The 20,945-nt window shown below is 41.9% G+C and carries 17 protein-coding genes; 1 reads left to right on the forward strand and 16 read right to left on the reverse strand.

From position 1 onward, the window contains the following. Positions 1-82 precede the first annotated feature (82 nt). Positions 83-463: a cystatin domain-containing protein gene (locus R7F07_RS11060; protein WP_005387498.1), complete on the forward strand. Its 381-nt coding sequence runs from the start codon at positions 83-85 to the stop codon at positions 461-463. Between the two features lie 58 nt (positions 464-521). Here the strand turns inward: R7F07_RS11060 and R7F07_RS11065 are convergent, their stop codons facing one another. The 16 genes from R7F07_RS11065 to R7F07_RS11140 form a co-directional block, all read right to left on the reverse strand. Beyond that, the gene (locus R7F07_RS11065; RefSeq protein ID WP_171342582.1) at positions 522-3,578 is read right to left on the reverse strand and encodes an AAA family ATPase; all 3,057 of its coding nucleotides are present in this window, start codon (positions 3,576-3,578) and stop codon (positions 522-524) included. A 9-nt stretch (positions 3,579-3,587) separates the two neighbouring features. Further along, on the reverse strand, positions 3,588-4,721 hold the full coding sequence (locus R7F07_RS11070; RefSeq protein WP_171342581.1) for an exonuclease SbcCD subunit D: 1,134 nt from the start codon (positions 4,719-4,721) through the stop codon (positions 3,588-3,590). A gap of 361 nt (positions 4,722-5,082) precedes the next feature. Next, positions 5,083-5,922, reverse strand: coding sequence for an NAD/NADP transhydrogenase subunit beta (locus R7F07_RS11075; protein WP_171342580.1), 840 nt, complete (start codon positions 5,920-5,922; stop codon positions 5,083-5,085). Further along, the gene (locus R7F07_RS11080; RefSeq protein ID WP_005375969.1) at positions 5,923-6,213 is read right to left on the reverse strand and encodes a PAAR domain-containing protein; all 291 of its coding nucleotides are present in this window, start codon (positions 6,211-6,213) and stop codon (positions 5,923-5,925) included. An 11-nt stretch (positions 6,214-6,224) separates the two neighbouring features. Beyond that, positions 6,225-8,060 (reverse strand): type VI secretion system tip protein TssI/VgrG, encoded by a 1,836-nt coding sequence (gene tssI, locus R7F07_RS11085; protein WP_005375968.1) that lies wholly within the window; start codon positions 8,058-8,060, stop codon positions 6,225-6,227. A 49-nt stretch (positions 8,061-8,109) separates the two neighbouring features. Next, entirely contained in the window at positions 8,110-8,589 is a 480-nt protein-coding gene (locus R7F07_RS11090) for an Hcp family type VI secretion system effector (RefSeq protein WP_005375967.1), read from the reverse strand. A gap of 208 nt (positions 8,590-8,797) precedes the next feature. Further along, the gene (tssH, locus tag R7F07_RS11095) at positions 8,798-11,365 is read right to left on the reverse strand and encodes a type VI secretion system ATPase TssH (RefSeq protein WP_064369230.1); all 2,568 of its coding nucleotides are present in this window, start codon (positions 11,363-11,365) and stop codon (positions 8,798-8,800) included. A 10-nt stretch (positions 11,366-11,375) separates the two neighbouring features. Next, positions 11,376-12,341 carry a type VI secretion system baseplate subunit TssG gene (gene tssG / locus R7F07_RS11100; protein ID WP_053307731.1) on the reverse strand — a complete coding sequence of 322 codons (966 nt, stop codon included), beginning with the start codon at positions 12,339-12,341 and terminating at the stop codon, positions 11,376-11,378. Further along, on the reverse strand, positions 12,338-14,161 hold the full coding sequence (tssF, locus tag R7F07_RS11105; protein ID WP_086047345.1) for a type VI secretion system baseplate subunit TssF: 1,824 nt from the start codon (positions 14,159-14,161) through the stop codon (positions 12,338-12,340). The genes tssG and tssF overlap by 4 nt, the downstream gene beginning before the upstream one ends. Next, positions 14,158-14,622 (reverse strand): type VI secretion system baseplate subunit TssE, encoded by a 465-nt coding sequence (tssE, locus tag R7F07_RS11110; RefSeq protein WP_017635621.1) that lies wholly within the window; start codon positions 14,620-14,622, stop codon positions 14,158-14,160. Before tssE ends, tssF begins: the two co-directional genes overlap by 4 nt. Positions 14,623-14,629: 7 nt before the next feature. Further along, positions 14,630-15,424 carry a type VI secretion system accessory protein TagJ gene (locus tag R7F07_RS11115; RefSeq protein ID WP_005375952.1) on the reverse strand — a complete coding sequence of 265 codons (795 nt, stop codon included), beginning with the start codon at positions 15,422-15,424 and terminating at the stop codon, positions 14,630-14,632. Between the two features lie 10 nt (positions 15,425-15,434). Further along, positions 15,435-16,946: a type VI secretion system contractile sheath large subunit gene (gene tssC, locus R7F07_RS11120; RefSeq protein WP_104980726.1), complete on the reverse strand. Its 1,512-nt coding sequence runs from the start codon at positions 16,944-16,946 to the stop codon at positions 15,435-15,437. Positions 16,947-16,998: 52 nt separating this feature from the next. Continuing rightward, entirely contained in the window at positions 16,999-18,492 is a 1,494-nt protein-coding gene (gene tssC / locus R7F07_RS11125) for a type VI secretion system contractile sheath large subunit (RefSeq protein WP_104980728.1), read from the reverse strand. Beyond that, positions 18,492-19,022 carry a type VI secretion system contractile sheath small subunit gene (gene tssB / locus R7F07_RS11130; protein ID WP_005375949.1) on the reverse strand — a complete coding sequence of 177 codons (531 nt, stop codon included), beginning with the start codon at positions 19,020-19,022 and terminating at the stop codon, positions 18,492-18,494. Before tssB ends, tssC (R7F07_RS11125) begins: the two co-directional genes overlap by 1 nt. Before the next feature lie 15 nt (positions 19,023-19,037). After that, complete coding sequence (gene tssA, locus R7F07_RS11135) at positions 19,038-20,153, reverse strand: type VI secretion system protein TssA (RefSeq protein WP_054701384.1); 1,116 nt, start codon at positions 20,151-20,153, stop codon at positions 19,038-19,040. Further along, positions 20,146-20,940, reverse strand: coding sequence for a PP2C family protein-serine/threonine phosphatase (locus R7F07_RS11140; protein ID WP_005375947.1), 795 nt, complete (start codon positions 20,938-20,940; stop codon positions 20,146-20,148). Before R7F07_RS11140 ends, tssA begins: the two co-directional genes overlap by 8 nt. Positions 20,941-20,945: the final 5 nt, after the last annotated feature.

Consider the following 20,945-nt stretch of genomic DNA (forward strand, 5'->3'; position numbering starts at 1 on the left):
TATAGAAACTTTGCACAACATAGACATTCGTAGGCATATCACCCTCCTATAATACGTTGCGTTATAGACAGAGGTTATTGTTATGAAATTAAAAACAGTGTCAGTTTGTGCACTTTTGGTGTTACTTGCAGGTTGTCAGCAGGAAAAGCCGAGCGAAACGACACAATTAACGACCTCGGCAGATGTATGTAATGCACAAGGAAACATGCCAGGTGGGTGGAATGAGTTTAACGCGACCCCTGATGCACAAAAGGCAATGGCCTTTGTTTTAAAGAAAATGGACACAATAGCGTCGTTTAAACAAATACTGAATGTTCACGCGCAAATCGTTAGCGGCGTCAACTATGCTATTGAGTTTGAATTGGATGATGGCTCTGTTTGGAACACGATTGTTTATCGCAACCTCGATGGCGAATATGCGATTACCCAATCGCCAAAAGAAGGCCACTTTTGCGAACAGTAGCGACTTAGTCAGAAAGCCCCAACATTAGGGGCTTTTTGATCTAACAGTAGTCACTGAATTAGACAGCGAAGCGACATTGAGATTTAATCGACACCGTTGAACCAAGTCTTGATGGTTCTACATCAATCCTCTGCGCCATTTGTTCTTTCAACTCAGAAACGTGAGAAATAACACCGATCATGCGCCCAGTCTGTTGCAGGTCCACTAGCGTTTGAATAGCAAGATCTAAAGACTCTGGGTCTAAACTACCGAAGCCCTCATCAATAAATAAAGTGTCTAAACGAATACCGCCACTATAGGATTGCACAACATCCGACAAACCAAGTGCCAGAGCAAGCGCTGCCATAAATGATTCACCGCCGGAAAGTGTCGCAACATCACGCGTTTTTCCTGTGTAGCCATCTTCAACCATTAAATCTAAGCCGCGACCCGCAGCACCTTTGAAGCCCTCTGTTTTTCGAGCAAGAATATAGCGCCCTTTACTCATAAGGCTTAAACGTTGGGAGGCCTGAATCAGCACATCATCCAACAGTACACCAAGAACAAAGCGATGTAGGCTAACCCTGCTGCCTGTTTTACCACTAGCAACGTCGTACAACGTACCAAAGACTTTGTATTCTTCTTCTAACTTACTATTTTTCTCATGCAACACGGCAATATCTTTACGAACCTTTTCAAGACGTTCAAATATTGAGCGTGTGGTATCAAGTTGATTCCTTACTTCAATATATTGCGCCTGCAGAGTGGTTAACCTGTCATTAAACAACTCTAAATTAGGCCTTTCAAGATCTTTCAATGCATGATTTAAATCATGTAGTGTTTGCTCAAGCTTGGTTTGTGCCTGTTTGAAGCTGTCTATTTCTTGCTGCCAGGCTTGAAGTTCATCATCTCCCACTCGACTACTTAGATAATGGCTTTCATCCTCAAATTTACTCGCCTGTAGTGCCTCATTCCACGCTAATTCTGCTTGGCTAAGTTTTTGCTCTGACTCAGATAACCACTGCTTGTTCGTCGCTAAGTGACTTTCCGCATTTGATTTCTCCAATATCGCTTGCTGCAAAGCGGTTTGCGCCTTTTCTAAGCCTGTGTTCAAACTCAGAATTTGCTCTTTTGTCAGCAAAATTTCACGTTCAAGCAAGTCAGCGGAACTGTATTTTGGGTCAATAGAAGCTTGTAATTGAGCCAATTGTTCTTGGTTCGCTTCAACGGTTGATTCATTTGCCGCAATTTTATTCTGTAACTCATGAATTTTATTTTCACCCACGACGCAGCGTTGATTAAGCTGTTCAACGTTCCTTTCTATTTTTTCAATATCAATAGCTTGTAGACGTAGGAGTTGAGCATTAAGCGCTTGCAAATCATTTTGAACCGTCGAGATCTCAGATGTAGCATACTCACCCAACTCCTCTTTCAACTGGTTACACTGATTCTGATACTGACTAATGACAACGTTATGTTGTTCTAGCTGATTGCTTAGTTGGTTCAACAAGGTTTGAGCTTCTCGCTCTTTCGCTCTAGCCGCCTGAACTTGCTCTTTTGTCACGGCTTCTTCAACAAACGTTGCGGGGTTAGGATGCGTTTCGCTACCACACACCGGGCATGCTTCACCTGCTTTTAGTCGCTGCGCTAATACTGCTGCTTGAGCGTTGTGCCACTTAAGCTCTATCGTATCAGCGTCTTGTTGACACTGCATATAGCGCTGACTGGCTTCGTTTAGTGACTGCTGCTTACCTACAGTTAGCGCATTGAGTTTAGAGAGCTCTAAAGTAAGATCATGCAGCTTTTTTAGATCCTGTAGCAGCCGTTGTTTTTGTTTTATTTCCGCATCGATGCTTCCAATAAGCGCAACATCAACTCGTGCTTTCTCTAGCTCCTTCTGTCCCTGCTGGGCCTGTAACGTTAACTTATCTTTTAGTTCTATGTACTGTTTTAACGTTGCTTCAAATTGTTGTTTTTGTTGATAACCCGCCGTTATTTTACTTTCCAAATTGTCTTTCTCGACCAACTTGTTTTTCGTACTTTCAAGCTGATACTGCAGTTGCGTTAACTGCGGGACCTTTGCCGCGGCCTCTTTTGCACTTTGCTGCAAGTTTTCTTGTTCTCTCGCAACGACATGAGCTTTTTCGAGACTCTCTTTCAAAGCTACGATTTTTTGCCCAAGCTCTTGCGTTTGAGCTTTTGCATTTTGTAATGAGATATAGGGCAACTCTATCTTATTGGCATTTTTAGCGTTTTCTAATTGCTGTTGACGAGCTTTTATCGAATCTGAGTGTTCTAGATGCAGCTTGAGTGCGCTTTCTGCTTGCTCTCGTTTCGAAAACTCTCCATTCAAGGTTTCCGCTTTTTGCAATTCAGATTTAGCAGTATTGAGCTTATCTAACGCTGCTTGCTCATTCTTTTTATCAGACTCTAATTGCTTAGTTACTTGTTCCAGTTGTTGTAATAGTTCTTGTTCAGAACTCGCTTCTGCAACTTGTAAAGCACCTCGAATTTGATTATCAAATTCGCCTTTCGCTTTACTAATTGCACTCGCTTTATCTTTGAGCGCGTACTCAATTTTTTTATATATGTCAGTTTGAAAGAGCTGGCCAAAAATTTCTTCACGCTCTTTAGAGCTAGCAAGCAACAGTTCTCGGAATTTTCCTTGAGGCAACACCATAACTTGACGAAATTGAGTTTCATTCAAGCCAATAATATTGCTAACTTCAGTTTTAACCTGAGTCGTCTTGCTGGTGATAAGCGTTTCAGTCTCACCGAGTTCATAAAGAGCCGCAGTGTGCTTTTTAATCGTCATCCCTTCACCACGGGCCTTGGGCGCTTCCTGCTCAGGGGATCGAACAACTCGGTATTGTTTGCCGTGTAACGAAAATTCGAGAACTACTTCGGTTGGTAAATCTTGCGCGGATAAGTCACACCGCATCTGAATACCTTGTCGCTCATTACCTGTGGTTTCACCATAAAGGGCGAAGCAAATGGCATCTAAGATCGACGTTTTACCGGAACCTGTAGGACCATTAATCAAAAACAGAGGGTTACGGCCAAGCTTTTCAAAGTCAATGACTTCGGTTTTTGTAAACGGACCAAAGGCTTGCATGGTAAGTTTAATTGGTTTCATCTTTGGTCCCTATTGCTGTGATAATTGCTTAATAATGTCAGTAACAGCTTGCTCTTGCTCTTTAGACAACTGGCTATCTTGCGCCTCAATAAAAAAATCTCGGAACATATCAATTTCGCTTCGCGCCAACTTTGCTTGCGCCATTTCCTGCTCTACCCCAATTAACATGCCAGGTTTCTCAAGGTGTAAAACGTTTGGATACACTGAACGAAGTTTTTCCATTGGGTTTAAAATCGCATGTTTATCCATCAAACGAACTAACAAATAATCTTCATTCTTAGGGTCTGTTTTGCCTTGATCAATAACTTTATCCAGCTCGCCCTCTACAATGCGCATTTCATGAGGAGCCGTAAGATCAATATGCTCTGCAGAAACGAATCCTTTCTTGTCCAGTTCAACTAACGTGAAACCTTTTCTCTGGTTCTGTTCACCAAAGCTATACTTCATGAGAGAGCCAGAGTAACGGATATGCTCTGCGCCTTTCTTTTGAGGCTGATGCAAATGACCAAGTGCGACGTAGTCAAAATCTAAGAAGTGTTCATGACTCACGCGATCAGAGCCACCAATAGATAATGGTCGTTCAGAGTCTGACTCGATAGCCCCATCAACAAAACAGTGACTCACGAGCACGCGCTTTTGCTTAGAGATAAAGCGCTCTTTAATTTGCTCAACAAGCAATTGATGAGCCTCATCATGAGTGGATACCGAGGCTTTGTAGGCAAACCTAACCTGTTCAGGGTCGTTATAAGGCATACCATAAAACGCGACCTCGTCCGCAGAGTCCGTTTTTATGATGATGGGAGTGAGCATCTCTTCAAAGTTGCTAACAATATGGAGACCTGCATTTTTCATTTGCTCTGAGCCGAAACCTAACCTTTCTGCACCATCATGGTTGCCAGATATCAATATCATTGGTGTTTCTAACTCGGTACAAATGCGTTTCACGACTCGATTTAACAGTTCTATTGCAACCGTTGGTGGCACCGAACGGTCATAAATATCTCCCGCCACTACAACCGCATCGACGGGATTGTGTTCAATATAGTTAATCAGTTGTTCGAGTACTGCTTGTTGATCTTCGAGTAGTGATACGTTGTGGAATTGTCGACCAAGATGCCAATCTGAGGTGTGGATAAACTTCATTCGAATTCACTTTCCGCCAATTCTATGAGTAGGCTTGCTTCTGTCAGAGTCCATGTACCGTTTATAAAAAGGAATGCGTCACGGGTGGGATCTCGAACAAGCCAAAACTCAAGTTATTTTATATCGGTAAGGATATCTTGAGTCGAACAGCTTTTCATGTGGTTTGTGTTCTATGGCTGGCTATTTAATCAGAAAGCAAGAAGAACACTGTAAAAACGCGGTGAGCAAAGCTATTTTGAAAAGCAAGCTGCGCCTAGTCATTGTCCAAACATCATTAAAGGGCCAGTTTCGAGTCAATCCCCCATAACATTTGCATCACTAAAACCTCAGCTACTAGAAGGAAAAGCAATAGCCAGACCTATTATTCACTACGCCAATTGTATATTACTCCTACCGCATAGCCATCTGGCTCGATGTCGGCTTGCAACACGTTAAAGTCTGGGCAGGGGCTGCTTCTTTGAAGCTCATCAATCACTAACGCTTTTAAAACGCCGCCACATGCACCCGATCCGCCAAGTTTGATATCAACAAATTGGTACTGAGTATGATCAGTCACCCACGGAGACAAGAATTGCATTGAGTTTAACCATTGCGGTTCTTCCTTATTAACGGATAAATACAATTGACTGAGTGGATGTTCACAACTTACTCCTAATTGCTTAAACACCTTGTCCACGGCGATGCGTTGTTGTTTGGCATCTAAATCAATTCGAACAACATCAGGCACAAGACCTGAATGTCGAAAAAAACACTTGGTTAAAATGATAGAGCTTTGAGGTTTGACATGCCCTTCTACATCGCTCGTAATCTCTATAGCCAATATCCAAGTTGCTTGCGTTTCATTAACTTCACGATTTATCCGATTTAGTGCCATCAAAAATGCAGCTTGGCCATAAGGATAAAAGTAAATTTCAGTATTGACAGTTTGGCCAACGAAAATAGAAAGCTCGCTTATCAATGCTTTAAGCAAGCGTTTGTCTACCGAAGATGGTAAAAGAACACAGAGATTCCCCTTGATATCAGCTTGCTCAAGACTCTCGCGCTCAGAGCGCACGAGGCTTAATATATGCTCATCTATTGATTGAGCAAAGTCTTGGGGTCGGATTTCCTCGGACAATCTAAAAGAATCATCAGCTATCTCGCGAACGGTGTGTGAACGGCCATTAAAGGATAGAAGATGCGTTTGAAATGCGAGTGGCATCTAGCCTCCGATTAAAACCGTAGGCATACCAGATAGAATTTTGCCACCATGAGACGTTGAATCGCCGACTCTCGCGGCTGGTTTACCGTTGATTGTTACGCTAGAAGAACCTGCTGAGATACTATCCGGAGGACCGATACAAATAAGCTTGTCGCCTTGTCTTGCCGCAGGTATCCCGCCAATCGTTACGTTTGGTGAACCAACAACGACGGGACCACCGACATGCGGTATCTTTCCTGTTTTTTTAGGGCAAAGATGAAAGCTGCCCAAAATTGCGGCTGGTTTACCCACTTTAAATCACCTTAGTTCAATGAAATTTGCCCAGCTTTAAGAGCAATAGCTGAGCCGTTAATGGATATTTTATTACCTTTGATATTGATTTCTCCAGAGCTAGACATCTGAATAGAAGCACCACCTACTTTGATCTCGACGCTCTTTCCTGCATTAAAAGACAGTACTTCACCCGTTTCATTCGAAAAGTTTTTACCTACTTTCAAGCTCGCGTTCTGACCAACCTCTTGATTAACATCATTGGTCACTTTTTCGGTTTTACTGTTTTCAACGGCGATATCAACACAGTCTTCAACTAGCATTTGGAACAGTTTTTCAGCATGAAGATAAATGTGCTCTTCACCAGGCTTATCATCGAAGCGCAACTCATTAAAATTGGATGTACCTTTTTGTACAGAGCGTGATTTATAACCACTCTGAGAACTTTGCTCTGGTAAAGCGTAAGGAGGGAGTTGACTACCGTTATATAGTGACCCCGTAACGATTGGTTGATCAGGGTCTCCGTTAACAAACTCGACGATGACCTCTTGTCCGACTCTAGGGTGAAACACCGACCCCCATCCGTTACCTGCAATATTTTGCGCAACACGAATCCAACATGAACTATTTACATCGTATTTACCAACACGGTCCCAGTGAAACTGAACTTTGATACGGCCATGTTTGTCTATGTAAATTTCACCATCTTTGTTCCCCGTAACTACTGCGGTTTGCAAACCTTTCATCTGAGGTTTCGGGTAGTTAACTGAAGGACGCAGGATTGTCTTTGAGTCAACACAACTAAACGAGACTTTGACACCTTGCGCACCGGTCCCACCTTGACCAGTCTGGTTATAAACAGCAGCAGACAAAAAAACAGAAGACAGTACATATTCTTTGCCGACTCGAGATTTATCTTCATGCTTTTTAAACTTGAAGCACTTGCCCACACTGAATGTTCTGCACGTAGCCTCGCCACGACACAAATATGCATTTTGCTGTAGTGCTTCTATTGCATGCGTGTTTCTCAGTGCGTATTGATCATTGCTCTCCATTTCACCCATGTATTCAAAATACTCGCTTCCAGGTACTGTAAAAAAATCACTTTCACCCTTTGCAGTATTTTTAGGATTCGAAGAAGGCTTGAGCATGTTATAGCCTGACTTTTGACTCGCTTTAGTAGTCAGAATTTGCGTTTCATGCCAAGAAGAAATGTGGCTAGATTTCGCCGTACCTGTATCAAAATCGACTAAAAACTCAGTACCCGGCTTATAAAAACTGATGTCATCAAAAATATTGAGCGTATGGGCAGACTTAGTATGTGTAAAACAAAATGATAGCCCCTCCTCCGATAACAGACGTCGAACAAATTCAAGATCTGATTCTTCATATTGTACTTTGTATGTGTATTTAGGATAGGACTTGGTTAACTCAAAACTAAAGGCAACACTATGCTCCGATAGTACTTCAGAGATAATTTCCTTTATATCTTTATGCTGAAATATTCTGCAATTTTTTCGATATTCAGCGAAACGTAATTTAGGCTCTATTAATAATTCTATGTTTTTATAATTTTCGCCTTTATGTGTATTAGAAACCCTTTTCCCTTCTAATCTTGCAGCAGAAACATAACCATGCATATAACGAGGATTTGAAGAAACATCCTCATTATTTTCAAGGGTAATGGTAACTTCCTTACCAATAATTTCGTTTAACTCACTTCGTTGATCATTAAAGTAAGCTTTAGCACGCAATGAAAAAAGTTCTGAGATCTCTTCTCTATACTCAAACGAGTTTAGTATGATGGCATCTTTACCGAATGGCGAAGAAATTCGGATGAAATTGTTATCTTGAGTTGCTCTTTTCATTAAATACTTCTTTCAAAAAAATGCGGAGGAATACTCCCCCGCATGAAAATTACATTTGTTGACCTTTAACACCGCTGTAGCCGTATACCAATGGAGCAGAAGTGTTGTTCTTATCGTCAGTAGGAGTCACTGTCATCATCATTTCTGTGTAAGAAATTGTGATAGTTTCAACTGGACGATCGTCTTGGATAGAAACTGAGTAGTTAGAAATCATCGCATCAGTCAGTTCGATCTTCATGATCTCTTCAACCTTCTCACCCTGCTTAGTAATATGGAAAACCGCTGGTTTACCTTTACCAATCGTCGCTTCTTTAAATAAGTCAGGAGAAGAACGGTCTTGAAGTTTAGTGATAGTCAAATCATATAGACGAGTAGCGCTCGCTTCACGGTCCATCGCTGTACCAGTGTATGATGAGATCTCACGACCTACACTCCAATCTACAGATAGTAGTGTAATCAAATCTTTGTATTGCTCGGCTGTTGCCTCACCCTTAATATCTGCGTATTTAAGATACGTATTAGACTGCATGCTAATCTCCTATAGCATTATTAATTGACATATATCGTAATAATTTAATTATCTGACGTTTGGTGATAATTAGTGATTAATGTATCAAAAACTTCATTTTAAATACGCCCTGTTATATCTTTAAATAAGATTTAATTTAAGCGTTTTTTATAAAAAATAATAGTTAATATGAACCAACTCCCAATTATTATTGAGAGTGTAAAGGATGTTAAACTATTGAGACATCAAGTCCACTAGTTGTACCTTTAACAATAATTTCATCAAACGTCTTATCATTAAGAATTGCATGCAATATTTCATGAGAAATCTTCGGAAGCAATGTATTTTCTATGGTTGTTTGTACCACACGCGCACCACTCCCAGACTCATTGCTATTGTCTACAATATCATTAATTAGTTCCTCATCAAAAAACAGGTCAGCGTTATAGTGCTTACGAATACGAGTCGTAATTTTATCCAACTTTAATTTTGTTATTTCTATCAATACTTTTCTTGATAGAGGCAAATAAGGTAATACATTCACACGCCCTAAAAATGCTGGTTTAAAGTCAACCAACAAATCATCGCGTAAAGCATCTTTTAGTGCTGACGGCTCAGGAGCTAAGTCAGGATCAGAATACAAAGACATCGTCGTTTCGGTCCCTGTGTTCGCGGTCATAATAATAATAGTGTTTTTAAAGTCTATATCTCGACCTTCACCGTCTTTAATTGAGCCTTTATCAAATACCTGATAAAAAATATCTTGAACACCAGGGTGCGCTTTTTCCATTTCATCGAGGAGAATTACACTATAAGGTTTACGTCTAACAGCTTCAGTCAGTACACCTCCTTCTCCATAACCGACATAACCAGGAGGAGAACCTAATAGCAATGAGACTTTATGCTCTTCCTTAAATTCCGACATATTGATAGTCGTGACATTTTCTTCACTACCATACACTTTCTCTGCAATCGCCAAAGCCGATTCGGTTTTACCCACTCCGCTTGGTCCGGTTAGGAGAAATACACCATTTGGTCGTGTCTCATCCGTGAGCTGCGCACTCGCGGTTTTTATCACTTCAGACATGAGCTCTAAAGCGTGATCCTGCCCGACAACTCGCTTACACAAACTTTCTTTCAAACCCAATACTGCTTGGATTTCATCATCCTGAAGTTTACCCAGCGGTATACCGGTCCAATCCGAAATAACTTCTGCGATTAGCGCTTCATTTACATGCGAAAAAACTAACGGCTGTGAGTTAGCGGAAAGGTTATTTTCAAGCTCTTGTAACTTGTCTCTAGCAGTTTCAGAACCCTCCTGGATTATTTGGGTTCTAAGTGACTTAGCTTCACTTACCCATTCTTTTTCTTTTTCCCAAAGTACCTCTAATTCAATAATGTCATTAGATAGCGCATCAATCTCTTTTCGGACACCTTGGAGCTGCACATCAAGAGATGCTCCTAATCGATTCTCTTGGCTAAGATGCTCATACTCAGCTTGCTTTGCTTTAAGTTTGTTTCTTTTCGCATCTAGACCTCCCGGTGTAGATGACTGACTTAACGCAACTCGAGAACAGGCCGTATCCAAAACAGAAACCGCCTTATCTGGCAGTTGACGACCATTAATGTATCGAGCTGAGAGTTGGACCGCTGCATTGAGAGCTTGGTTAGTGATATGAACATCGTGGTGTTGTGCCATTACATCAAGTAAGCCTCGTAACATTTCGATCGCGAGCTCAGGGGCTGGCTCATCAACCTTTACGACTTGAAAACGCCTAGTTAAAGCTGCATCTTTTTCAAAATACTTTTTATACTCTGCCCACGTTGTTGCCGCGATCGTTCTGAGTTCGCCTCTCGCCAATGCTGGCTTCAGAATATTCGCCGCATCACCTTGGCCCGCTTGCCCACCACCGCCAATTAGGCCATGAGCTTCATCAATAAACAATATAATAGGCTGTGGAGCGTCGTTTACTTCCTTCACAAGGTTCTTAAGCCTGTTTTCAAACTCACCTTTCATGCCTGCACCGGCTTGCAGTAACGCCAAATCCAGAGACTTAATTGCCACATTTTGCAGAGCGGGAGGTACATCGCCATCAATGATCTTTTGCGCCAAACCTTCAACAACGGCTGTTTTTCCAACACCAGCTTCTCCCGTAAGAATCGGGTTGTTTTGTCGGCGTCTTAATAAAATATCGATCATTAGGCGAATTTCATTATCTCTGCCAATCACCGGATCTATTTTACCTTCCCTAGCTTGCTCAGTAAGGTCTGTTGTAAATTGATTCAAGGCGGAATTCGCGTTTGACTGCGCTAAGTCATTCGATCTTGATTGAGGCGCATTACTTTCTTTAAAGTTCAATAAGCGAGATGGTTCTATCTTGTTTAGTTCAGGACTAATCGAACCAGCCATGTTGACTAACGTATCATCAGACAAGTAGGCAAATAAAAGATGGATGCACCCCAACTGTTCTTGATTGAATTCAATGGTTGCAGATAACAAGGCATTTTGCATAACAGTCACCGTATGAGCTGATAGCCCAGGCACCGACTGGCATCCTGTTTTGTATTTTTCTAATGCCTTTTGAATATCGGTTTCAACCTTGATTTTATCGACATCAAATTCGTCAAAAACTTCAGAGTAAATATCGTCAGGATGGCGGATAATCATCATTAACCAGTGAGACATTTCAATACTGTGATGAGTTCGGGAGCTTGCCATCGCAGCTGCCTGTTCAAGTGTTTCCTTAGCCTGAGGAGACAATCTTTCGACCAACGCTGAAAGTGAGAGTGAAGCCATTACATTTCCTTTAAATAGTAATTGTTATAGTTCGATCTTTTGTACGTTCGTGTTTTTTAAGCACAGAACCAATACCTAACTGCCCCTGCTGTTTCGATAAACAAGCTTGTGGTAGCAAACTATGTTTGGTGGTGAGCTGCCACTTCAGTTGTTTATGTTTTCCAATCAACTCATAAGCAGCGTTCTTAATGATTTCTATATTGGGTTGGTTAGGAAGCAATTTACTAACTAGCTGTTTATCTTTTGGCAGAAATTCTATTGTTGTCCCCGCGTTGATATTCCATGCTTTCGAACCCAAAGAAGCTCCTAAACCAAGTTGAGCAAACTGCCCTTCAGGCATAGTTCGGGATGCAAGGCGTGTTTGCTCTTCTTTCGTAAGGTGTAACCATTGTCCTTGAAATTCATGAACTTTTACTTGGCATCCAGATAAACATTCAAGAATACTTTTTAGTCCACCTTTACTTCTCATTGGTGAAGCAAACACACCACCATAGTGCAGGGACAGTGAACTCCCTTCCCCAGTTAATGCCGATTTACAGCTTTCTAACGGCGAACGCGCGCCCTGCGCATGCGCACGAGATTGAACTGTCAGCTGACTCAGTTGCCAACATCGATAATAAAGAGATAATAAGCGATGATTGAAAATATCGTAGAAGTCCACCATAGCCGTATCGCCTTCTTTTTGGCGATGTAAAGCTAATTCACTATAGTGCTGGGGAAGCACACCTTGCTCACCCGTTAGGCCTATTAAATTGGTCTCAATCTCTAACTTGCTGTCATCTATATTTTTCAGTTCACAAAGCTGAGCATTTTCAAAACCTAATGATGGATTAACCTTTAAGTTTAGCTTTTCATGCTTCGGTAACGCATCTGTTCCTATTTGCGCCTCTGCTTGCAGAACTTCGTGTTCAATAAGATGAATCGCTTCAAACAATGGATGTTGCTTTAATTCTCGATAAAATTGTTCCGCGCTCATAGCAACACCTTATCGCCAGTTAATGCGGGCCATAGGTGGAAAAACTTTCCCGTGGACTTAAGTCTTATTTCTAACTGCGTAAAAATGTTAATTTCAGCATATTGCGAGAAGTAAACAGATAAAACACTACCTAAGAGAAAGATCTGCTCTTTAGGTAAAATTTGATCAGAAACCGTCAAAATAACTTTTATACCGTGCGCAAATCCAACTTTGCCTTTCTGACTAATTCTTCCTGTAGTAGGCTCAAACTCTAACTTAGTTAAAGCATCGATTACCGCTTTCGTTTCTGCTGTCCCAGAAAATGCATAGAGATTAAGGGTCTGCTTCAAAGTTGCTAAACCATCTTCCTCGGTAAAATGGTTTAAAGTTAAAAGCTTAGTTAACTGCCATCGTGTGCTTTCATCCATTTCTGGCCGAATAGTTTCTGATAAAGAGACTAAACAACGAACAGATTCGAAATTGTCATTTACCTCCGGTAAAGATACTTGCGGCAGCCCACCTCCAAATGGAAGTTTCTGCGCTAAGTTGCGGTTACAGCACTCAGCTTCCACGTACATTAACCAGTTTTCCCGGCTATCCGGGCTGAACAATTGATGTTTTTTATCAACAAAAGAAATGTAAGTTTCTCTACCTGGCTCATCATACCCACCAGCCCAGTTCTTATCCTCACGTCTCATCAACCAATAAATCTCACTAGTGTTCGTATAATGCGTGTGCTCACCAGCGTGATAACATGGCAAATTGTGGTACGTTTTGTTCCAATTTCTCAACGTTACGTCAGAAATTGAGACAACCTCATTACTTTCAGCTTCTTGGTATTGCGGAGACAAGTGGTAATCGTATTCAGTTGGTAGAATACGCTTAGGCTCCATAATACTTTTAAATAAGTTGATTACAGGCACACAACCTACCATTAAGCTTTCTTCGTCCACTTGCTTTGGAAGCCAGTCATCGTTGGTATCAAAGTAAAAATACAGTTCGAATTGCTCTCCAAGATCTAGCTCAGATAATCCAAGTTCGGTGATATCAAAGAACATAAACTTCTCAGGAAAGTGCAAATACTCAACAAGTAATCTTGCTCCTGAAAAGCTTCTTTTACTGTATGGCACAACTTTCTCATCTTCTGAAAATCCCACTTCAGAAAGATGCCTTTTGGTTAAAGGACGAACTTCTTTGCCATCCACAACAACAGATAAACCAATTAGGTTTTGAAACAGCATTTGGTAGAGCTTAAAAGTCAATTGAGATTGACCGTTTAAATAGAAGCGCAGCCGTTCTGCCCCCATTTCACCAAGAGGAGTCTCTTCATCTTGAGCCGTGAGCTGTACTTTCAAAACTGAATGAGCATTGCTTTCCCATCGTGAGCCAACTGGCTTGAAAGGCGCATTTTTAAAAACGCCAGAGGTCACATCAACAGGATACATTCTGACCGGATAACAAGTTCTAAACTCGCACTCATGATATCCAGGAGCACCGATAACAACTCGCTCGCCTTCTTCTACATCAAAATAAGAGGAAGTGGAGTTAGAACAGCTCATTTTAATGACTGACATTGACGGGATTGGGGCGTGAAAATCAGGATATAACTGTCCCATCAAAGACTCTGTAAATTGAGGGTAACTATTGTCTAAGCTTTGTCTAATCCTTGCTGTTAGAAATGCGCAGCCTTCTAACAATCTTTCTACGTGCGGATCGTCAACCTGTTCCTCACTAATACGAAGTCTCGCAGCAATCTTAGGATACTGCTCCCCAAATTCTTGCCCTTTGTGACGCAAATAAGCTAACTCGCGATTATAGTACTTGAGAAACTCTTCACTCATTTTGCTCTACTCAGTTTCATACCTAAATTTACCGGCTCTACTTCAGAATTGAATCGCACTTCATGAATACTGTTATCAATTAAGCAAGTGGCATTTATCTGTAACCTCAATACCCTATCAATAGCGTTTTTCTCGTCTGAAATCTGGACATGAGGGTTCCTTAACCTCGGCTCAAACTCTTTAATTGCATCATGAACGATGTCGCAAAGCTGATTCTGCCCTTCTTGGCTGCTATAGGGCATTGAGGAAAAATCTGGCAGCCCATAATTCAATATTGAATAACGAACCTCTAAAAGATCATCAGGAATGTTTTTCCATCCAATACGACTATTCAGCATCGACTCTAGATCTCTAAGTAAGCTGCTCAACATCTGTTGCTGGCTTGCAGGGAAGTCTTTCTCATCTCGAGTGAGAGGATCACTATCTATCAATTTGTCGAGCAGAGAAACGGTTAAAGACATGATATTTCTACGCTATTTGTTTCTGTTCTAATAATGTAGTCAAATCACAGATTGGAAGCGCTGAATCACCGACTAACCAACATTTTTGACCCAAGCCAACAAAAGATTCTTGCTCACCAATCTGCTTCCAATCCGTTTCTCGACCTAACTTTTGCGCATCGGTCTCTGAGTCAACATATGTCAACGGCATATGGCCTTCGCCTTCACCAAGTCCATCGATATCAAACTCGACAGGTCGCCAAATACTCTCTAACAATGAAGTAGGTGCTTTAACTTCTAGCGTATGGATGCTCGATATGGGTACAAGAAAATAGTTACCTGCTGTAGAAAACAGTTCAATGTAACCACCTAAACGATCATCAATATCTCTAGCATCTTCGTAGTTTGTGCCGTTTACGTTAAACCCTTTAATAGTACGATGCTCTTCAATGCGATGCGATAGACGTGACGCTTCTTCGTACTCTTGATTTCCGAGAGCAAGATTAAATCGAACAAGCTCTTTAGTTAATTCCTCATCACCTATTACTTTGGCACTAGCCGCACCATTGATAAAATCCTTTCTAGCTTGAGCTGCTTTCACTAAATGTCGTAGCTGACTTGCACCAGGCAGATACTCAGGAAACAATTTAATCGATTGCATGAGCTGAGCGTCCGCACGCTCGAAGTCCCCATCAATGCAAAGAAGCTCAATGAAGGAACTTCTCAAGCTCGCATCTTTAGGTGTTGCTTTAATTTCATCAGTTAATTGCTCTAGAGCGTGTTGCAATAGGCCTTGGGACAAAGCATTTTTCCATTGAGTCATTGTTATTTCCTTACACCATGTGCTCTGGTGATAATTCGGTAATTAATTTAATGCTAGATACCATTTGATCGAGTTGAAAATGCGGTCGCAAATGGATAACTGAGTAATAATGTCCAGGAGTTTCTCTTTTCTCTCGAACTGTAATTTTCGCTTCATTTAGGGGATATTTAGCTCGAAGCTCATCAGACGCTTCATCTGATGCGGTAGTGTACTGATGTAACCAGCGTTGAAAGTCACGCTCTAGGCTTTCTGCATCTTGATACCCACCAATTTTGTCACGCCCCATAACCTTGAGATAATGTGCGACTCGCGATACACACAATGTGTATTGCAACATCGATGTCAGTTTTGCATTCGTTGAAATATGCTTTTCTGCGTATTGTTTGGGCTTGTAGAGAGATACATTCGAGGTCATCCCTACCATATCAGTCTCAGGTATTGGAGAAATAGAAATAAAACCGCACTCAGACAATTCTTGTTCTTTTCTCTCAGAGATTTTCAAGTTTAACGGACATCTTTCACGATCATTCTTGCCGTTAACACGCATCTTGCTCCTTGTAGGAGCGACGATAATGCCCTGACTGTAATCGCCTTGTTTAATCCCTCGCATATGCGTGAACCAACCATGTTCCTGAAATGCTCTAATTGATACGGCAGCAAAACAGTACGCACTACTCCCCCATAGCAAATCTCGGTTGGAGTCGTAGATGTGTTCTTGAAAATTGAATTTATCATTCCGCGAGCCATCACTTTTGTATGGCTGACGGAACAAGACGTTAGGTGCAGTCAAACCAATAAATTTAGCGTCATCGTTATCTCTCAAACTACGCCACTTTGCATAATCTTCCTGTTCAAATTGGGCTGCTATATCTCTTATCGCAGAGAGTTGAGCGAAACTATCAACACCAAACATCTCTGGCGATGCAGACATGATAAATGGGCTGAATGCTGCAGCTGCAGACTGAGAGATCTTACTCAACACAGACAGATCTCTATCAAAATAATTTTTACTAGGATCACAGCGAAGCTGATAATCTCCAACCACCACACCAAAGGGTTCTCCCCCTGCCATGCCATATTCATTTTGATAGAGCAACTTAAATAGTGCTGATTGGTCAAACTCGATGGCTTTGAAAGCATCTTTACTGATTTCATTCCATGTCGCCGTTAAAACCTTAACTTTTACAGAGTCCGATGAACGAGAATCAACCTGTTCACATAAATACCTAACTCCAACCCACCCCCTTTCGAGCTGTTGAAACTCAGGATGATGTAATATTTCATTTAGTTGAGATTCTAATAGCTCATCAATGCGGTTAATTGTGTTCATCACACTATGACGAAAGCTGTCCAAATCTCTTGAACGTGTACCTTCTAGCCAAATTCGCGCTGACGCTACAAGATCAGAAGATTCATTGAATCGAGTCAACCACGGGCTATCAAGTTCAGCATAGCCTCCGGTACTGAACTCATGTTTTAGCTTGCTAGGGTCGCGAAAGTTAAGTGACACTGCTAATTCCATCTAGAACATAAAGATTGGTCATGGCTGGCCTTTCGACCAGCCAATTCATTTCTTATCCACCTGACTGAGGGATCTTTGCCACAAGTCGCAAAGATGTGGTCAGTTCTTCCATTTGTAACCAAGGCTTCAGCCATGCTACGGCATTGTAAGAACCAGGTGCGCCAGGAATTTCCTTAACCTGAACACGAGCGTCTGCTAGAGGGTATTTCGCTCTGATCTCTTGACCACCGCCTTCAGAAGCATTGACGTAACCTAGGATCCAGCGGTTCAGCCAAGACTCAACGTCTTCTGCTTCCATAAAGCTACCAATTTTATCTCGGGCCATTACTTTCAAATAATGCGCAAAACGAGATGTTGCCATCATATAAGGTAGGCGGGCAGAAATGGCCGCATTGGCCGTTGCTTCAGGGGATTCATGGTTCGCTGGTTTTTGACAGGTTTGCGCACCAAAGAACACTGCATAGTTGGTGTTTTTGTAGTGACAAAGCGGTAAGAAACCAAGCTTACCAAGCTCCGCCTCACGTCTGTCGGTAATACCAATCTCTGTTGGGCACTTCATATCAGGGTCGCCATCATCACTCATGAAGAAATGCGTTGGCAAGTTATCCACTCGACCGCCGCCTTCTGCACCACGGATGGCAGTACAAAATCCATATTTTGAAAATGCGTCGGTTAACTTAACACCAAGAACATACGAAGAGTTCATCCAACAGTAGTCGTTATGTTCAGCGTTAACAGCAATACCTGAAACAGGATCTACTTCGAACTCTTCAAACCCAAACTCTTCGACTGGAGCGGTAGCTTGTCCGTATGGCAAACGAGCAAGGACTTTTGGCATCGTCAGACTAACGAAGCGCGAATCGGCACTCTCGCGGAACGAACGCCATTGGGCGTATTCTAGTGATTCAAATACCTTATCTAGGTCGCGTGGTTTTGACAACTCAGTCCACTCATCAAAGCCGAATAGTGCTGGTGAAGCTGCGGACAAGAATGGAGAGAAGCCAGAAGCCGCTACATTTGACATTAGGCGTAACGACTCAATATCTTCTGGGTGGTTGGTAAACTCATAGTCTCCAATCAATGCACCATACGGTTCACCACCAGCACTACCAAACTCAGACTCGTAAACCTTTTTAAAGATCTGGCTTTGATCAAACTCAACAGCTTTGCTCAAGTCTTTATGTAGCTCTTTCTTGGTCATGCTCATCATGCGAACTTTCAGAGTAGAGCTGGTCTCTGAATTCATCACTAGATAATTTAAGCCGCGCCAAGAACCTTCGAGTTTCTGTAATTCTGGGTGATGCATTACTTCAGACAACTGATCAGAAATCTGCCTATCGAGCAAATTAATCGCTTCACGAAAAGTTACTGTTAGGTTTTTGTTCCAAGTAACTGTCCCTTTCATTGCTTCTTCAGCGAGCGTTTTAATCAGCTCCTCAGCACGAGAAGCTTCGGTCTGCTTAGTCGCACCAATAGCTTGATCTAAGAATGAAATTGTCTGTTCATTAACAGTTGGATCTAACTGTTTTTCAGCTTCAGTCGTCATTATTCCGCTCCTTCAGTACTGTCTGACTTCGCTTTCTTGCCAAGATCTAACTCGCCTGCAAGTCTTGCCAGATTGTCTGTATTGTTCAAAACATCCTCTAGGATATTTTCAAGCTCTTCTGAGCGGTCAACTTTTGTCATCAAATCACGCAGTTTATTACGCGTTTCCATCAATTGGCGTAGTGGATCAACTTGATTTACGATCGCAGCAGGCTCAAAGTCTTGCATTGATTTAAAGTTTAAATCGACCTCAAACTGTGAATCGTCATTCGCAAGCTTATTCGCAACTTTAAACTTCACCGATGGATTCATTTTTTTGAGTACATCGTCAAAGTTATCTCGATCGATCTGAATAAAACGGCGGTCTTTTAATGGCTTCAACGCTTCTGTGTTTTGACCAGCGAAGTCACCCATTACACCTACAACAAAAGGCAGTTCTTTCTTAAGAGTCGTACCTTCAGTTTCAACATCATAGGTAATGTGGACACGAGGCTTCCGTACTCGTGATAGTTTCGAGTGGATACTCGTCATACCATTCTCCCTTTATTAATTTTCATTTTGTTCTGCTATGCCAACCAAACGGAAGTAGCTTTTCTTTGCATCCCCGTCGGAGATAAGTTCCGCCAGTAACTCCGGCAGAGGCATCCCACACCAACGAATAATCTGTTCGATGGAGTAAGAAACTGGTGAGTGAGGTTCACTCTCTCGGAAGAAATCAGCTACTTGCTGCAATTGTCTAATTGCCTGCTCTCGTGATTTCATGTTTGTCGCTAATAATGCATCACAACTTTGTGAACTTAACGGTTGTTCAGAAGAAGATTCATCAAGATCCTCTAGCTCTTCAAACACGGCTTGTGGTTGATTGAAACGATCTCCTAGAAGGTGCTTTAATGCCGAGTGTATTGATTCAAGTCTTTTTGATATATAAGAGCTAGGAGTCACATCACCGGCCGCTTCGTCTAATCGCTGACTGAATTCATTAAATGATTCTGTAGCGAACTCCAAATCCGTGATTAATTCTTGATAAAACGTATCAGAAGTCGACTTAACCGTAGTTATAATTTCAGATAACTCAACAGCCCCAAGCTCGACTCGATTTCGGCGCTTATCTTCGTCTAAGCGCTCAAGCTCTATAGCTTGCTGATATTCCCAATAGGCATAAGCTTGCTCCACGCCTAAGTCAGTCAATGGTATACAAGCAATTGGAAAAATAAGTGTTCCTTCACTATCGATACCATTGAGGCCAATAATCGCCGATATTCTTGTCTCAATACCATCTTCATCAGGCATTGGGTACAGATCATCCCAAAAGTTCTCAATTAAACTGGTTGCGAGTTTGTAGCCAACGCCCATACCACGAAAACCATACAATCGAGTTAGGGCTTCTATAAGCCAGGCAACAAATTCCAAATCTTTAGACTGATTCGTGAGTATTTCTGGGACATCTTCAATAAATACTCGCCATAAATTACTGTGGGTATAGATACTTTCTTCTTCTATAAGAGCATTACGTTCAGCGTTGCGGGCGGCCATACGCTGATCTTTCAACCGATAGTAAGCAGACTGTGGTGATACATCCTCTCTAGGATCAACACCTGTAGGATTTTCTTGAGATATAGGAGCCAACGCTTGTTCATACCAATCAAACATTTCATTACTCATAAGCTCTCCCTCTTAGAAAGACAGGTATTGTCGCGTCTTCTCTAGTTACTGTTTCGCACTCCGTTTGCGCTTGGCGAACTTTGATCAAAGCACAAGTTACGTTATCACTTGCGCCCCGAACCAAAGCCGAATGCATGAGCGCTAATCCAGCTTGGTTGACTGAGTCTGCATACAATGTCCGATGAATTTCATCACTCGTAAGTTCCTTAGAGAGTCCATCGCTACAGAGTAGAAACTGATCGCCGTCAGCCAACTGCCCTGAAACTTGATCAATAGTGACACTTTCGTCGACCCCAACAGCTCTGGTAATAACATTTGCAAGAGGGTGAGATTCGGCATCTTCAAATGCCAATAAGCCCTGATCCACTAAGTCCATGACTTGACTATGATCACGTGTTTTTTGGACAAAATTACCACTTCTAAGCTGGTAAATTCGGCTATCCCCCACCCAAAGGCAGTGGTAATACCCATCCTGAATAAACAACAAAACAAGTGTTGTTCCCATCGTTTTACCGTCTAAGTGATTTTGTGCGTATTGGTAAATTTCTAAGTTCGCTTCTTGAACCACTCTTCGGATATCATCGATATTAGTATTGGAGACATCCTGCATGTGGCGCGCGACTCTATCCACTAGCATCTGGCTTGCTATATCGCCAGCACTGTGTCCACCCATTCCATCGGCAACCACCCAAATATGCTGCTCTGTCATATCCAACAGAGCATCCTCGTTATAAGGGCGTACTTTTCCTGCGTGCGATTTAGCAAAGGTAAAATAGTTCCAATTCATTCTTC

Source organism: Vibrio sp. YT-16, from assembly GCF_033337405.1.
GTDB classification, from domain to species: Bacteria; Pseudomonadota; Gammaproteobacteria; order Enterobacterales; family Vibrionaceae; genus Vibrio; species Vibrio alginolyticus.

What these genes read in the sequence shown, in the direction of transcription:
- tssC (WP_104980726.1), bottom strand. Translation starts at nt 16,946, where the DNA reads ATGGAATTAGCAGTGTCACTTAACTTTCGCGACCCTAGCAAGCTAAAA.
- tssE (WP_017635621.1), bottom strand. Translation starts at nt 14,622, where the DNA reads ATGTCTTTAACCGTTTCTCTGCTCGACAAATTGATAGATAGTGATCCT.
- tssF (WP_086047345.1), bottom strand. Translation starts at nt 14,161, where the DNA reads ATGAGTGAAGAGTTTCTCAAGTACTATAATCGCGAGTTAGCTTATTTG.
- R7F07_RS11070 (WP_171342581.1), bottom strand. Translation starts at nt 4,721, where the DNA reads ATGAAGTTTATCCACACCTCAGATTGGCATCTTGGTCGACAATTCCAC.
- R7F07_RS11090 (WP_005375967.1), bottom strand. Translation starts at nt 8,589, where the DNA reads ATGCAGTCTAATACGTATCTTAAATACGCAGATATTAAGGGTGAGGCA.
- tssH (WP_064369230.1), bottom strand. Translation starts at nt 11,365, where the DNA reads ATGGCTTCACTCTCACTTTCAGCGTTGGTCGAAAGATTGTCTCCTCAG.
- R7F07_RS11075 (WP_171342580.1), bottom strand. Translation starts at nt 5,922, where the DNA reads ATGCCACTCGCATTTCAAACGCATCTTCTATCCTTTAATGGCCGTTCA.
- tssB (WP_005375949.1), bottom strand. Translation starts at nt 19,022, where the DNA reads ATGACGAGTATCCACTCGAAACTATCACGAGTACGGAAGCCTCGTGTC.
- tssC (WP_104980728.1), bottom strand. Translation starts at nt 18,492, where the DNA reads ATGACGACTGAAGCTGAAAAACAGTTAGATCCAACTGTTAATGAACAG.
- R7F07_RS11140 (WP_005375947.1), bottom strand. Translation starts at nt 20,940, where the DNA reads ATGAATTGGAACTATTTTACCTTTGCTAAATCGCACGCAGGAAAAGTA.
- tssG (WP_053307731.1), bottom strand. Translation starts at nt 12,341, where the DNA reads ATGAGCGCGGAACAATTTTATCGAGAATTAAAGCAACATCCATTGTTT.
- tssA (WP_054701384.1), bottom strand. Translation starts at nt 20,153, where the DNA reads ATGAGTAATGAAATGTTTGATTGGTATGAACAAGCGTTGGCTCCTATA.
- R7F07_RS11060 (WP_005387498.1), top strand. Translation starts at nt 83, where the DNA reads ATGAAATTAAAAACAGTGTCAGTTTGTGCACTTTTGGTGTTACTTGCA.
- R7F07_RS11115 (WP_005375952.1), bottom strand. Translation starts at nt 15,424, where the DNA reads ATGACTCAATGGAAAAATGCTTTGTCCCAAGGCCTATTGCAACACGCT.
- tssI (WP_005375968.1), bottom strand. Translation starts at nt 8,060, where the DNA reads ATGAAAAGAGCAACTCAAGATAACAATTTCATCCGAATTTCTTCGCCA.
- R7F07_RS11065 (WP_171342582.1), bottom strand. Translation starts at nt 3,578, where the DNA reads ATGAAACCAATTAAACTTACCATGCAAGCCTTTGGTCCGTTTACAAAA.